General features: G+C 71.8%; 13 protein-coding genes. 3 read left to right on the forward strand and 10 right to left on the reverse strand.

Translation table 11 applies throughout. The features are described from left to right. Positions 1 to 20: 20 nt before the first annotated feature. Complete coding sequence (locus tag PV963_RS20090; RefSeq protein WP_274817119.1) at positions 21 to 1,121, reverse strand: citrate synthase 2; 1,101 nt, start codon at positions 1,119 to 1,121, stop codon at positions 21 to 23. A 285-nt stretch (positions 1,122 to 1,406) separates the two neighbouring features. On the opposite strand from PV963_RS20090, the gene pdxH reads away from it, so the two are divergent. Beyond that, the gene (gene pdxH / locus PV963_RS20095; RefSeq protein WP_274817120.1) at positions 1,407 to 2,075 is read left to right on the forward strand and encodes a pyridoxamine 5'-phosphate oxidase; all 669 of its coding nucleotides are present in this window, start codon (positions 1,407 to 1,409) and stop codon (positions 2,073 to 2,075) included. Here pdxH and PV963_RS20100 read toward each other — a convergent pair. Genes PV963_RS20100 through PV963_RS20135 form a run of 8 tightly spaced genes read right to left on the reverse strand, consistent with a single transcriptional unit; the run spans position 2,072 to position 12,102 of the window. Next, positions 2,072 to 2,689 carry a TetR/AcrR family transcriptional regulator gene (locus PV963_RS20100; RefSeq protein ID WP_274817121.1) on the reverse strand — a complete coding sequence of 206 codons (618 nt, stop codon included), beginning with the start codon at positions 2,687 to 2,689 and terminating at the stop codon, positions 2,072 to 2,074. The genes pdxH and PV963_RS20100 overlap by 4 nt on opposite strands. Positions 2,690 to 2,693: 4 nt before the next feature. Beyond that, positions 2,694 to 3,428 (reverse strand): enoyl-CoA hydratase family protein, encoded by a 735-nt coding sequence (locus PV963_RS20105; RefSeq protein WP_274817122.1) that lies wholly within the window; start codon positions 3,426 to 3,428, stop codon positions 2,694 to 2,696. Further along, positions 3,425 to 4,993, reverse strand: a complete 1,569-nt coding sequence (locus tag PV963_RS20110) for a 4-coumarate--CoA ligase family protein (protein WP_274817123.1) — start codon at positions 4,991 to 4,993, stop codon at positions 3,425 to 3,427. The genes PV963_RS20105 and PV963_RS20110 overlap by 4 nt, the downstream gene beginning before the upstream one ends. Before the next feature lie 25 nt (positions 4,994 to 5,018). Continuing rightward, a complete protein-coding gene (locus tag PV963_RS20115; RefSeq protein ID WP_274817124.1) occupies positions 5,019 to 6,140 on the reverse strand; it encodes an acyl-CoA dehydrogenase family protein in 1,122 nt (373 codons plus the stop codon). 56 nt (positions 6,141 to 6,196) lie between these two features. Next, a complete protein-coding gene (locus tag PV963_RS20120) occupies positions 6,197 to 8,038 on the reverse strand; it encodes an acetyl/propionyl/methylcrotonyl-CoA carboxylase subunit alpha (RefSeq protein ID WP_274817125.1) in 1,842 nt (613 codons plus the stop codon). A 10-nt stretch (positions 8,039 to 8,048) separates the two neighbouring features. Beyond that, positions 8,049 to 9,647, reverse strand: coding sequence for an acyl-CoA carboxylase subunit beta (locus PV963_RS20125; RefSeq protein ID WP_274817126.1), 1,599 nt, complete (start codon positions 9,645 to 9,647; stop codon positions 8,049 to 8,051). Further along, a complete protein-coding gene (locus PV963_RS20130) occupies positions 9,644 to 11,257 on the reverse strand; it encodes an acyclic terpene utilization AtuA family protein (protein WP_274822076.1) in 1,614 nt (537 codons plus the stop codon). Before PV963_RS20130 ends, PV963_RS20125 begins: the two co-directional genes overlap by 4 nt. A gap of 50 nt (positions 11,258 to 11,307) precedes the next feature. After that, entirely contained in the window at positions 11,308 to 12,102 is a 795-nt protein-coding gene (locus tag PV963_RS20135) for a TIGR03084 family metal-binding protein (RefSeq protein WP_274817127.1), read from the reverse strand. A 214-nt stretch (positions 12,103 to 12,316) separates the two neighbouring features. On the opposite strand from PV963_RS20135, the gene PV963_RS20140 reads away from it, so the two are divergent. Both PV963_RS20140 and PV963_RS20145 read left to right on the forward strand, forming a co-directional pair. Beyond that, positions 12,317 to 12,532, forward strand: a complete 216-nt coding sequence (locus tag PV963_RS20140; protein ID WP_274817128.1) for a hypothetical protein — start codon at positions 12,317 to 12,319, stop codon at positions 12,530 to 12,532. An 88-nt stretch (positions 12,533 to 12,620) separates the two neighbouring features. Then, complete coding sequence (locus tag PV963_RS20145) at positions 12,621 to 13,313, forward strand: formylglycine-generating enzyme family protein (RefSeq protein WP_274817129.1); 693 nt, start codon at positions 12,621 to 12,623, stop codon at positions 13,311 to 13,313. Here PV963_RS20145 and PV963_RS20150 read toward each other — a convergent pair. Further along, a complete protein-coding gene (locus PV963_RS20150; RefSeq protein WP_274817130.1) occupies positions 13,310 to 14,287 on the reverse strand; it encodes an EamA family transporter in 978 nt (325 codons plus the stop codon). The two genes, PV963_RS20145 and PV963_RS20150, sit on opposite strands and share 4 nt — an antisense overlap. Positions 14,288 to 14,296 lie beyond the last annotated feature (9 nt).

Below are 14,296 nucleotides of genomic sequence, written 5' to 3' on the forward strand. Positions count from 1 at the left end.
GAGGCCGTGTGTGAGAGGGGTCAGTGGGCGATGCCCTCGTAGCCCTCGATCTCGCGGGGGTTACGGGTGCCGGGGCCGGTGTAGCGGGCCGAGGGGCGGACCAGGCGGCCGGTGCGCTTCTGTTCGAGGATGTGGGCGGACCAGCCGGCCGTGCGGGCGCAGGTGAACATGGACGTGAACATGTGGGCCGGGACCTCGGCGAAGTCCAGCACGATGGCTGCCCAGAACTCGACGTTGGTGGCCAGGACCCGGTCGGGGCGGCGGGCGTGGAGTTCCGCCAGGGCCGCCTTCTCCAGGGCCTCGGCGACCTCGAAGCGGGGGGCTCCCAGCTCGCGGGCCGTGCGGCGCAGGACCCTCGCCCTCGGGTCCTCGGCGCGGTAGACGCGGTGGCCGAAGCCCATGAGGCGTTCACCCTTGTCGAGGGTCTGCTTGACGTAGGCCTCGGCGTCGCCCGTGCGCTCGATCTCCTCGATCATGTGCAGGACGCGGGAGGGGGCGCCGCCGTGGAGGGGACCCGACATCGCACCGACGGCTCCCGACAGGGCCGCCGCCACGTCCGCGCCCGTCGAGGCGATCACGCGCGCCGTGAACGTGGACGCGTTCATGCCGTGTTCCGCGGCGCTCGTCCAGTACGCGTCCACCGCCGCCACGTGCTTGGGGTCAGGCTCGCCGCGCCAGCGGATCATGAAGCGCTCGACGACGGAGTGGGCCTTGTCGATCTCGCGCTGCGGGACCATCGGCAGGCCCTGGCCGCGGGCCGACTGGGCGACGTAGGACAGGGCCATGACGGCCGCCCGTGCCAGGTCCTCGCGGGCCTGTTCGGCGTCGATGTCCAGGAGGGGTTTCAGGCCCCAGACGGGCGCGAGCATGGCCAGGGCCGACTGGACGTCGACGCGGATGTCGCCGGAGTGGACGGGGATGGGGAACGGCTCGGCGGGGGGCAGACCGGGGTTGAAGGCGCCGTCGACGAGCAGGCCCCAGACGTTGCCGAAGGAGACGTGTCCGACGAGGTCCTCGATGTCGACGCCCCGGTACCGGAGTGCGCCGCCCTCCTTATCCGGTTCGGCGATCTCCGTCTCGAACGCGACGACTCCCTCGAGTCCGGGTACGAAGTCGGACATCAGGCGGCTCCTCGTGATGTAAGCGACAGATGGTGTGATGTGGGGTGGGACGAACGAACCATGTGTCAGTCAGCTTGCGAAGCGGGCGGCCGTCCAGAGGATCCACGGTCGTGTGCGGCGACTCGCGGTCCTGGCCGGTCCCCCCTGTGATGCCCCGTGCGGCTGGCGGTCATCCAACCGGAACGGCACGGAAACGATAACCCCGAGTGCCACCGTTGGGGAGAGTTCACGGCACTCAGTGCCAGGCAGTGACGAAGGACACCGTCCATACGGCAAGATGACCGGGTGACCGACCGCGACGCCGTCCCCTTCGACCTGGCCTCGATGCGCAAGCAGTACCGGGCCGAGGGCCTCTCCGAGACCGAGCTGGCCGCCACCCCCGTCGAGCAGTTCGCGCGCTGGTTCAAACAGGCCGCGACGGACGGCGGGCTGTTCGAGCCGAACGCCATGGTCGTCTCGACGGCCGACGCCGAGGGGCGGCCCAGCACCCGCACGGTGCTGCTGAAGCACTTCGACGAGCAGGGCTTCGTCTTCTACACGAACTACGACTCCCGCAAGGCACGTGACCTGGCACAGAACCCGTACGTCGCGCTGCTGTTCCCCTGGCATCCGATGGCCCGGCAGGTCATCGTGACCGGGGTCGCGCGGCGTACCGGGCGGGACGAGACGGCGGCGTACTTCCGCACCCGGCCGCACGGCTCGCAGCTCGGCGCGTGGGCCAGCGCGCAGTCCTCGGTGATCGCCACCCGCGCCGACATCGACGGGGCGTACGCCGAGCTGGCCGCCCGCTATCCCGAGGGCGAGCAGGTGCCCGTGCCGCCGAACTGGGGCGGTTTCCGGGTGGCCCCGCAGACGGTGGAGTTCTGGCAGGGCCGCGAGAACCGGCTGCACGACCGGTTGCGGTACGTGGAGCGGGCCGACGGGACCTGGCGCGTGGAGCGGCTCAGCCCCTAACGGCTGCCCAGCGCCTCCTCCAGCAGCCCCGCCCACTGCTCGACCACCCGCTCCCTTCGCGCCGCGTCGTCGGTGAGGAGATTGGCCAGGCCCAGGCCTCGGGCCATGTCGAGGAGGCCCTGGACGGTTTCGCGGACACCGGGGACGGATTCGTCGGCGGCCAGGAGGTCGACGGCTATGCGGTGGGTCTCGCGGCCCACGCGGGATTCGAGTTCGGTGACGCGGGGGCGGAGCTGGTCCTCGTTGGAGGCGGCCACCCAGAGGTGGAGGGCCGCGCGGAAAATCGGTCCCGTGTAGAGGTCGACCAAGGCCGCTACGACCGCGTGGCGGTCTCCGGCCGCGCCCTCGGGGAACAGGGCGCGCAGGGCCGTGGAGCGTTCCTCGGCGACGTACTCGACGGCCGCCGTGAAGAGGTCCTCGCGGGTCGGGAAGTGGTGCTGGGCGGCGCCGCGGGAGACGCCGGCGCGTTCGGCGACGACGGAGACCGTGGAGCCGGCCCAGCCGTGTTCGGCGAGGCAGGCCACGGCGGCTTCCAGGAGCCGCTGCCGGGTGGCCCGGCTGCGGTCCTGCTTGGGGACTCGCTCCGCACGTTCGACCGTGCTCACGCCGCCCATGTCCTCACACCACCCATGCCGGATCCCGTCGTTCGAGGAAGGCCGTCATCCCCTCGCGGGCCTGCGGGGAGGAGAACAGCCGGGCCGAGAGCGCGGTCAGGCCGGCCGCGTCCCGGTCGAAGGTTTCCAGCACCCTAGCCGTGAGCAGCCGTTTCGTCTCGGTCAGGGCGTCGGGGGCGGATCTGCGCAGGCCGTCGAGGATGGGAACCAGTGCGGTGTCCACGTCGTCGGCGTGGGTGGTGAGCAGGCCGGTGCGGGCGGCCTGCGCCGCGTCGAACCGTTCGCCGGTGAGGTAGTAGCGGGCCAGCGCGCGCGGGTCCGTGCGCGGGAGCAGCGGCAGGGAGATGACCGCGGGGGCGACACCGATGCGGACCTCCGTGAAGGCGAAGGTGGCCTCGGTGGAGGCGGCCGCGATGTCGCAGGCGGCCACGAGGCCGAGGCCGCCCGCGCGGACGTGGCCGGTGATCCGGGCGACGACCGGTTTGGGCAGTTCGACGATCCGCCGCAGCAGGCCGACCAGCGCCTCGGGGGGCGGGGGGTCGCGGAGGTCGGCGCCCGCGCTGAAGGTGTTGCCGGTGTGGGTGAGGACGACCGCGCGGACGTCGCTGTCCTGGCCGGCGTCCGTGAGCGCGTCGGCCAGTTCGCCGACGAGGGCCGCCGACAGGGCGTTGCGGTTGTGGGGCGAGTCGAGGGTGAGGGTCTCGACGGCACGCGCGCGTGCCCTGCCGACCAGGGTCATGCGCGCTCCCTGAGCTGTCGGCGGAGGATCTTGCCGGAGGCCGCCCGGGGGACGCCGTCGATGAAGGTGACGTGCCGGATCCGCTTGTAGGGGGCCACGCGTTCGGCGACATACATCATGATCTCCGCCTCGGAGAGGTCGGTGCGGGCCGGCTGGCGGACCACGTACGCGTGCGGGATCTCGTTGCCGTCGTCGTCGTACCTGCCGATGACGGCGGCGTCGGCGATGCCCGGGTGGGTCAGCAGCAGCGCCTCCAGCTCGGCGGGGGCCACCTGGAAGCCCTTGTACTTGATGAGTTCCTTGACGCGGTCGACGACGAACAGCCAGCCGTCCTGGTCCACGTGCCCCACGTCGCCGGTGTGCAGCCAGCCGTCGGTGTCGATCATGGCGGTGGTGGCGTCGGGGCGGCCGAGGTAGCCCTTCATGACCTGGGGGCCGCGGATGAGGATCTCGCCGGACTCGCCGGCGGGGAGGTCCTTGCCGGGATCGTCGAGGGAGACGATGCGCATCTCGGTGCCGGCGATGAGCTTGCCGACGGTTCCGGGCGGCGCGTCGCTCATCGCGTCCAGCGGGACGACGTGCGTGCCGGGCGACAGTTCCGTCATGCCGTAGGCCTGGCCTACGGGCGACAGGCCGAGCCGCTCGGAGCAGGCGACGGCGAGCCGTGCGTCCAGGGGGGCGGCGGCGCTGAGGATGTACTTCAGCGACGACAGGTCGTACTGCGTGACGGCCGGGTGCTTGGCGAGGGCGAGGACGATCGGCGGGGCCACGTACAGGCCGGTGATGCGGTGGTTCTGGATGGCGGCGAGGAAGGTCTCCAGGTCGAAGCGGGGCAGGACGACGACGGTGGCGCCCAGGCGCAGGGGCGCGTTCATGAGGGCCGTCAGACCGTAGATGTGGAAGAAGGGCAGGACCGCGAGGATGCGGTCGCCCGGGCCGGCCGGCATGACCGGTTCGAGCTGGGCGAGGTTGGTGGCGATCTGCCGGTGGGTGAGCATCACGCCCTTGGGGATGCCGGTGGTCCCGGAGGAGTACGGCAGGGCCGCCACGTCCTCCACGGGGTCGATGGCGACCTGCGGCTCGGGGGCGGCGCAGGCCAGCATGTCGATCAGGGAGCGGTGCCCGGTCGCGCTGTCGCACACGAAGATCTCGCGTACGCCGCCCGCGAGTTCGGCGGCCCGGCGGGCGATGTCCAGCAGCGGTGAGACGGTGATGATCCAGTGGGCCGCGCAGTCCGTCAGCTGTTTGGCGAACTCCTGGGCGGTGGCGAGCGGGTGCACGGTGGTGACGGTGGCACCGGCGCGCGTGGCCGCGTAGAAGGCGGTCGGGAAGGCGATGGTGTTGGGGCTGTGCAGGGCGAGGACGTCGCCCTTGCGCACCCCGGCCTCGGCGAGGGCGGCGGCGACGCGCCGGTGGAACCGGTCCACCTGCTCGTACGAGAGGGTGGTGCCGTCGGTGCCGTCGATCAGCGCCGGTATGTCGCCGAACTCCGCGGCCCGGGCGAGGACGGCGTCGTGGATGGGCAGTTCGACGGGCGGGACGTCTGCGTACTGGCTGCGGAACATGGTTCCTCCTCGCGCGCGGGCCGTCTCAGTACGACTTGGGCAGGCCCAGGGTCTGGTGGGAGACGTAGTTGAGAATCATCTCCCGGCTCACCGGGGCAATACGAGCCACACGCGCGGCCGTTATCAGCGAGGCGAGGCCGAACTCGCGGGTGAGGCCGTTGCCGCCGAGGGTGTGCACGGCCTGGTCCACGGCCTTCACACAGGCCTCCCCCGCCGCGTACTTCGCCATGTTGGCGGCCTCGCCCGCGCCCATGTCGTCGCCGGCGTCGTACAGCCGGGCCGCCTTCTGCATCATCAGGCGCGCGAGTTCGAGGTCGATGTGCGCCTGGGCCAAGGGGTGGGCGATGGCCTGGTGGGCGCCGATGGGGGTGTTCCAGACCTGTCGGTCGCGGGCGTACTCGACGGCTTTGGCGAGGGCGTAGCGGCCCATGCCGATCGCGAAGGCGGCCGTCATGATGCGTTCGGGGTTGAGGCCGGCGAAGAGCTGGAGGAGCCCTGCGTCCTCGTCGCCGACGAGTGCGTCGGCGGGCAGCCGCACGTCGTCCAGCGTCAGCTCGAACTGCTTCTCGGCGGCGTTGAGTTCCATGTCGATGGGGCGGCGGGTGAAGCCGGGTGCGTAGCGCGGGACGATGAACAGACAGGGCTTGAGGCGGCCGGTGCGGGCGTCCTCGGTGCGGCCGACGATGAGGGTCGCGTCCGCGATGTCGACGCCGGAGATGAAGACCTTGCGGCCGGTGAGGATCCAGTCGTCGCCGTCTTTTCGTGCCGTGGTCGTGATGCGGTGGCTGTTGGAGCCGGCGTCGGGTTCCGTGATGCCGAAGGCCATGAGGCGAGTGCCGTCGGCCAGGGCGGGGAGCCAGTGTTGTTTCTGGGCGTCTGTGCCGAAGCGGGCTATCACTGTGCCGCAGATGGCCGGGGAGACGACCAGCATGAGGAGGGGGCAGCCGGCTGCGCCCAGCTCTTCGAGGACGATGGAGAGTTCGGATATGCCTCCGCCGCCTCCCCCGTACTCCTCGGGGAGGTTGACGCCGAGGTAGCCGAGTTTGCCTGCTTCTGACCAGAGTTGTGTGGCGTCGGCTGTGCGGCCGTGGCGTTTGCCGAGCGCGGAGACGGCTTCTCGTAGGGCCTTGTGTTCTTGGGTGTCCATGGGGTCCTTTCGGGTGCGGGATCGTTGTGGCTGGTCGCGCAGTTCCCCGCGCCCCTTCAGGCCTCCTGCACGACCGCCAACAACACGCCCAGCTTCACCTGTTGACCTGGCACTACATGAATGGCACTGACGGTTCCTGTCACTGGTGCCGTGATCTTGTGCTGCATCTTCATCGCCTCCAGCCAGAGCAGGGGATCTCCGGCCTTTACGGCACTCCCTGCGGTGACGCCGTCGGCCACTCGGACGACCGTGCCCGGCATGGGGGCCAGGAGGGAGCCGGGGGCGTGCTGGGCCGTCGGGTCGGGGAAGCGGGGCAGGATCGTCAGCACGGTGGAGTTGACGTAGACCTGGTCGCCGTAGTGCGTCACCTCGAACTTGCGCCGTACGCCGTCGACTTCGAGGACGACGAGGTGCGCGTCGGCGTGCACCACCCCTACGCCGTCCGCCTCCAGGCCCGTGCGTGTGTGCCGGTAGTGGACCTCGTGGTCCTGACCCGCCATCGCGTAGCGCTTGGTCTGCGGCTGTGAGGGGACGTTGCGCCAGCCGCCGAAGCGGGAGCGGCCCTGGGCGTCGGCGAGGGCGGCTGCCAGGGGGGCGTGCGGGTCGGGGGACGGGTCGGTCAGGTCCGGCAGGTGGCGGTCGTAGAAGCCGGTGTCCATGCGGGCCGCGGTGAACTCGGGGTGGCGCAGGGAGCGGACCAGGAGGTCGCGGTTGGTGACGGGGCCGTGGATCACGGCCCGTTCCAGGGCGGAGGCGAGCTTGCGGATGGCCTCCGTGCGCGTGGGGGCGTGGGCCACGGCCTTGGCGAGCATGGGGTCGTAGTGGACGCCGATGTCGTCGCCGTCGGTGTAGCCGGTGTCGAGGCGGATGCCTTGCGGTGCGGACAGGCGGTGCAGGCGGCCGGTCTGGGGGGACCAGTCGCGGGACGGGTCCTCGGCGTAGAGGCGGGCCTCCACGGCGTGGCCACGCGCGCGTGGCGGGGTGTCTTCGAGGGGGTGGCGCTCGGCGATGCGGATCTGTTCGGCGACCAGGTCGAGGCCGAACACGGCCTCCGTCACGGGGTGTTCGACCTGGAGGCGGGTGTTCATCTCCAGGAAGTGGGCCCTGCCGTCGGCGACGAGGAACTCGACCGTGCCGGCGCCCACGTAGTCGACGGCTCGGGCGGCCCGTACGGCGAGGGCGCTCACCTCCTCCTGGAGTTCCTCGGGCAGTCCGGGTGCGGGGGCCTCCTCGACGACCTTCTGGTGGCGGCGCTGGAGGGAGCAGTCGCGGGTGCCGAGCGGCCAGACGGTGCCGTGGGTGTCGGCGAGGATCTGCACCTCGACGTGGCGGCCGTTCTCCACGTACGGCTCGACGAAGACCTCGCCGTCGCCGAAGGCACTCGCCGCTTCGGCGCGTGCGGCGGCCAGTTCGGCGTCCAGGTCCGCCAGGTGCCGTACGACGCGCATGCCGCGGCCGCCGCCGCCCGCTGCCGCCTTCACCAGGACCGGCAGGTCGGCCTCGGTGACGTCGGTGAGGGGCTTCAGTCCCATGAGCCGCTTGGCGCCGGTCTTGGACGCCATCGCCTCGATGGCGTCCGGGGGCGGGCCGATCCAGACCAGGCCCGCGTCCAGGACGGACCGGGCGAAGCCGGCGTTCTCGGAGAGGAAGCCGTAGCCGGGGTGCACGGCGTCCGCGCCGGACGCGACGGCGGCCTTCACGATCAGGTCGCCGCGCAGATAGGTGTCGGCGGGCGCGGCCCCCGGAAGTCGTACGCCCGTGTCGGCCACGCGCGCGTGGAGGGCGTTCTCGTCGGCGTCCGAGTGCACGGCGACCGTGCGGATGCCGAGCTCGCGGCAGGTGCGGAAGACGCGGCAGGCTATCTCGCCCCGGTTGGCGACGAGCACAGAAGTGATCACTGAAGGTTCCTCACATCCGGAAGACGCCGAAGCCGCCGCGCGCGCCCTCGTAAGGGGCGGTGTGGATGGCGGAGAGGCACAGGCCGAGGACGGTGCGGGTGTCGCGCGGGTCGATGACGCCGTCGTCGTACAGCCGCCCGGACAGGAACATCGGCAGCGACTCGGACTCGATCTGCTGCTCCACCATGGCGCGCAGGGCGGCATCCGCCTCCTCGTCGTATGGCTGTCCCTTCGCCGCCGCCGACTGCCGGGCGACGATCGACAGCACGCCCGCGAGCTGCTGCGGGCCCATCACGGCCGACTTGGCGCTGGGCCAGGCGAAGAGAAAACGCGGGTCGTAGGCCCGGCCGCACATGCCGTAGTGGCCGGCGCCGTAGGAGGCGCCCATGAGGACGGAGAGGTGCGGGACGCGGCTGTTGCTGACCGCGTTGATCATCATCGCGCCGTGTTTGATGATGCCGCCCTGCTCGTACTCCCTGCCGACCATGTAACCGGTGGTGTTGTGCAGGAAGAGCAGCGGGATGTCGCGCTGGTTGGCGAGCTGGATGAACTGGGCGGCTTTCTGGGACTCCTCGCTGAAGAGGACCCCTTGGGCGTTCGCCAGGATGCCGACGGGATAGCCGTGGAGGGTGGCCCAGCCGGTGGTCAGGCTCGTCCCGTACAGCGGCTTGAACTCGTCGAAGTCGGAGGCGTCGACGATGCGGGCGATGACCTCGCGCGGGTCGAAGGGGGACTTGAGGTCGCCGGGCACGATCCCCACAAGCTCTTCCTCGTCACACTTCGGAGGGATGGCCGGGCCCGGATCGCCGTACGCCTTGCGGTGGTTGAGGCGAGCGACCACGCGGCGGGCCTGCCGGAGCGCGTCGTGCTCGTCGACGGCGAAGTGGTCGGCGAGGCCCGACACGCGCGCGTGCATCTCGGCACCGCCCAGGGACTCGTCGTCGCTCTCCTCCCCCGTGGCCATCTTCACCAGCGGCGGACCGCCGAGGAACACCTTCGCGCGCTCCTTGACCATGATCACGTGGTCGGACATGCCGGGGACGTAGGCGCCTCCGGCGGTGGAGTTGCCGAAGACGACCGCGAGGGTGGGGATCCCGGCGGCGGACAGCCGGGTCAGATCCCGGAAGACGGCGCCCCCGGGGATGAAGATCTCCTTCTGGGAGGGCAGATCGGCGCCGCCGGACTCGACCAGGCTGATGCAGGGCAGCCGGTTGGCGAGGGCGATGTCGTTCGCGCGCAGGGCCTTCTTCAGCGACCAGGGGTTGCTCGCTCCCCCGCGCACGGTGGGGTCGTTGGCGGTGATCAGGCACTCCACCCCCTCGACGACACCGATGCCGGTGACGAGCGAGGCGCCGACGGTGTAATCGCTGCCCCAGGCGGCCAGCGGGGACAGCTCCAGGAAGGGCGTGTCGGGGTCGAGGAGCAGCTCGATCCGTTCGCGGGCGAGGAGTTTGCCGCGCCGCCGGTGCCGCTCGACGTACTTCTCGCCGCCGCCCGCGAGGGCCTTGGCGTGCTCGGCGTCGAGTTCGGCGAGCTGGGCGAGCATGGCCTCGCGGTTGGCCCGGTACTCGGGGCTGCTCGGGTCGAGCGCGGAGGTCAGGACGGTCACAGCAGGGCCTCCGGTATGTCCAGGTGGCGGGAGCGCAGCCATTCGCCGAGGGCCTTGGCCTGCGGGTCGAAGCGGTGCCGGGCGGCGACGCCCGCGCCGAGGATGCCCTCGACGACGAAGTTGAGGGCGCGGAGGTTGGGCAGGACGTGCCGGGTGACGGGCAGTTCACGGCTCTCGGGCAGCAACTCCCGCAGCCGCTCGGCCGTCAGCTCGTGCGCGAGCCACCGCCAGGCGTCGTCCGTGCGGGCCCACACACCGACGTTGGCATTGCCGCCCTTGTCTCCGCTGCGGGCGCCCGCGACGAGTCCGAGAGGGGCGTGCCGAGTGGGCCCGGGCGGCAGCGGCTGTGGCAGGGGCGGTTCCGGCACTTCGTCGAGTACGGCGGTGTCGTGGGCCGGCGGCACGGGGACCCGGCGCCCGTCATGGAGGACGGCCACATGGTCGACGGCACCATGGGGGACGTACACATCCTCGAAGACCCCATAGGGCGAGCCCTTTCCGGGTGGCGCCAGCACATGGAAGCCGGGGTAACTGGCGAGCGCCAGCTCCACGGCCGCCCCGCTCAGGGCCCGCCCGACGACCTCCTGGTCGGAGTCCCGTACGACGAGTCGCAGCAACGCGCTCGCCGTCTCCTCGCTCGGGGCGTCGGGCCGGTCGGTGCGGACCAGCTCCCAGCGCACGTCGGCGGCCTTGCCGAGGGCGGGTTCCATCTGCTCCCGCACCAGGGCGGCCTTGGCCTCGATGTCGAGGCCGGTGAGCACGAAGACGACCTCGCCTCGGAAGCCGCCGAGCCTGTTGAGCCCGACCTTGAGGGTGGGCGGCGGCGCCTGACCGCGCACGCCCTCGATCCGCACCCGGTCGGGTCCGTCCTGGCCGAGCCGCACGGTGTCCAGCCGGGCGGTGACGTCCGGTCCCGCGTACCGGGCGCCGGCCGTCTCGTACAGCAGTTGGGCGGTGACCGTGCCGACGTCGACGAAGCCGCCGGTGCCGGGGTGCTTGGTGATGACGCAAGAGCCGTCCTCGTGGAGCTCGGCGAGCGGGAAGCCGGGGCGGCGGACGTCGCCGTCCCGGAAGAAGGCGTAGTTGCCGCCGGTGGCCTGCGCCCCGCACTCCAGCACATGCCCGGCGACGACGGCCCCCGCGAGCCGGTCGTGGTCCGTTTGCTGCCACCCGAAGTGGGCGGCGGCCGGCCCGGTGACGAGTGCCGCGTCCGTCACCCGCCCGGTGACGACGATGTCGGCGCCGGCCCGCAGACATGCCACGATGCCGAAGCCGCCGAGGTAGGCGTGGGCGGCGAGGCTGCCGGGGAAGGCGGCGGCGAGGTCGTCGCCCTCCACATGTGCGACGCGCACAGGGATGCCGAGCCGGTCGGCCGACGCCCGTACGGAGTCGGCGAGTCCGGCCGGGTTGAGCCCGCCGGCGTTGCTGACGATCTTCACGTCCCGCTCGTGGGCGAGCCCCAGGCAGTCCTCCAACTGCCGCAGAAAGGTACGGGCGTATCCGCCGCCGGGGTCCTTCAGCCGGTCCCGCCCGAGGATGAGCATCGTCAGCTCGGCGAGGTAGTCGCCGGTGAGGACGTCCAGGTCGCCGCCGGTGAGCATCTCGCGCATGGCGTCGAAGCGGTCCCCGTAGAAGCCGGAGGCGTTGCCGATGCGGAGGGTCACCGCGCGGCCCGGTTCGCGGGGCGGCCGGTGCCGGGCGGGCCCGCGAAGGCCTGGGCGATGTCCAGCCAGCGGTCGGCGTCGGGGCCCTCGGCGCGCAGGGCGAGGTCGGCGCGGTGGGCGCGCTGGGTGACCAGGAGGCAGAAGTCGAGGGCGGGCCCGATGACGCGTTGCGGGGCGTCCTCGGGGCCGTACGTCCACAAGTCGCCGGAGGGGGGCCGGAGTTCGACTCGGAAGGGATCGGTCGGCGGAGTCAGTCCGTGCACACCGTAGGCGAAGTCCCGGGTCCGCACCCCGAGCCAGGCCACATGCCGCAGCCGGTCGGTGGGTGGGCGCACCACACCGAGAGCGTCGGCCACATCCTGCCCGTGGGCCCAGGTCTCCATAAAACGGGCCGTCGCCATGGAGGCGGCCGACATGGGCGGGCCGTACCAGGGGAAGCGTGCCTTGGGCGGGGCGGCCCGCAGCGCCTTCTCCAGCGCCGTACGGCCGGCGCGCCACCGCGCGAGCAGTTCGGCGGGCGGGAGACCGGCGTCCTCCTCGGCGCCCTCGTCGACGAAGGAGCCCGGTGCCGCGAGGGCCTTCTCGACCAGGCCGCGGAAGCCGTCGGCGTCCGTGACGGCGAGCAGGGCCGAGCGGTCCGTCCAGGCGAGGTGGGCGATCTGGTGGGCGACGGTCCAGCCGGGCGCGGGGGTGGCGAGCGCCCAGCGCGGCGCGCCCAACCCGGCCACGAGGCGGTCGAGTTCCTCGCTCTCCTCGTGCAGGTCGTCGATCACGGACGTCGGATCGGACACGGGCGCTCCCCTCCGGGCACGGCGGTGTGCGGGGTGATGCGGGGTGGTGCGGCGTGCTGAGGAGCATGACAGCGAGGTCAGAAACAATCAAGCGTGCTTGCATGAAAGTGGGTCGTGGCTGAAAGCGTGTGCTGCGAGGGCGCGATCAATACACTCCGGGGCCGCGCTCGTTCACTTGGTCGCGCAGTGGTCACGCATCGGGGGAGACACAAGGATGAGCAACTGGATGCCGCCGCTGCTGGCCATGACGCTGGTGTGGGAGATGACGCTGATCGACGTGTTCACCGGGGCGTACGCGGGCGTGCCGGGGCCGGTGCGGGCGGTGTTCATACTCGGGGCTCCGCTGTCCGTGACCGCGGTGGGGTTGTGGGAGCTGCGGCGGCTGCGGGTGCATTACAGGATTACGGTGCGGGGGATGTTGGTGCGATAGGGCCTGTTCGACCTGGCCATCGATGTCGAGCGCTGCCTGACCTCGGCACGGTCAGGTCGGCGTCCGACCGCCGTTAGTGTGGCTCGACATGGGGGTCGACGTAGGCGTGGAGAACGAGATGGTGGCCGTTCCGTCAGGGCGGGTGACGCTGTCCGACCGGCGGACGCAGCGGAGTTGGGGCGTCGAGGTCGCGTCGTTCCGGATGTCGGCGGTCCCGGTCACTCAGGCGTGGTACGCCCGGGTCACCGGTGAGCGGCCGAGTGCCGCTCGCGGCGAGCGGCTGCCCGTCGAGGGCGTGTCGTGGTGGGACGCGGTCCGATTCTGTAACGCGCTGTCCCGGGCGGAAGGACTGACGCCCGCGTATCGCCTGGGCGATGACTCCGAGTCGGTCGACTGGGACGTCTCCGGTGACGGGTACCGGCTGCCGACCGAGGCCGAGTGGGAGCACGCCTGTCGGGCCGGCAGCAGTGGGCCGCGGTACGGGCGGCTCGATGAGATCGCCTGGTACCGCGGCAACTCGGAGGAGCGGATCCGTCCCGTGGGCGGCAGGCAGGCCAACGCGTGGGGCCTCTACGACATGCTGGGCAATGTCTGGGAGTGGTGCTGGGACGTCTACGACGCCGAGGTCTATGGCACCTACCGGGTGTTGCGGGGCGGCGGCTGGGCCGACGAGCACTGGAGTTGCCGTGCTTCGGTACGGCGTCGTAGTCATCCGACGTTCCGGATCGACGACGTGGGATTTCGGGTGGTGCGCGCATACCAGCCGCGTCAAGGGCCCTAGCCCTCCAGCCCGCTGCTCTCCGATGCCGCCGCCTTGCGGCGGTCGCGGCCGCGGCCGACCTGGGTCCGTACCGCCCCCATGCTCGCCGCGATGACGAGGGCGATCGCGGCGGCCTCCGTGGTGGTGAGGGCCTGGTCGAGGAGGAGGAAGCCGGCCGTCGCGGCGATGGCCGGTTCCAGGCTCATGAGGATCGCGAAGGTGGAGGCGGGCAGGCGGCGCAGGGCGAGCAGTTCGAGGGTGTAGGGCAGGACCGAGGAGAGCAGGGCCACCGCCGCGCCCAGGCCCAGCGTCACCGGGTCGATCAGCTTCGTGCCCGACTCGGCGATGCCCAGGGGCAGGAACAGCACCGCCCCCACCGCCATCGCCAGCGCCAGGCCGTCCGCCTGCGGGAAGCGGCGGCCCGTACGGGCGCTGAAGATGATGTAGGCCGCCCACATGGCGCCGGCACCCAGGGCGAAGGCCGCTCCTATGGGGTCGAGGCTGCTGAAGCCTCCGCCGCCGAGCAGGAAGACACCGGCCAGGGCGAGCGCCGCCCACACCGCATTGATCGCGCGGCGGGACGCCAGGACCGAGAGGGCGAGCGGGCCGAGGACCTCCAGGGTGACCGCGGGGCCCAGCGGGATGCGGGCGACGGACTGGTAGAAGAGGCCGTTCATCGCGGCCATGGTGATGCCGAAGACGACGACCGTGCCCCAGTCGGTGCGCGAGTGGCCGCGCAGCCGCGGTCGGCAGACCAGCAGCAGGACGACCGCAGCCACGAGCAGCCGCAGCGCCACCACTCCGAGGGCGCCCGCCCTCGGCATCAGCATCACGGCCAGGGCACCGCCGAACTGCACCGAGATCCCGCCCGCGAACACCAGGGCCACCGGCCCGAGGGAGCCCAGCCGCCCCGGCCCGGCGGCCGGTGCGGCGGCAGTGGCGGCAGTGGCCGTTGTCGCGGGCTGGGGCGTGATGGCGCTGTCGGGGGTGGTCACGGGCGGTCC

The sequence above is a fragment of the Streptomyces coeruleorubidus genome (assembly GCF_028885415.1).
GTDB lineage: Bacteria > Actinomycetota > Actinomycetes > Streptomycetales > Streptomycetaceae > Streptomyces > Streptomyces coeruleorubidus_A.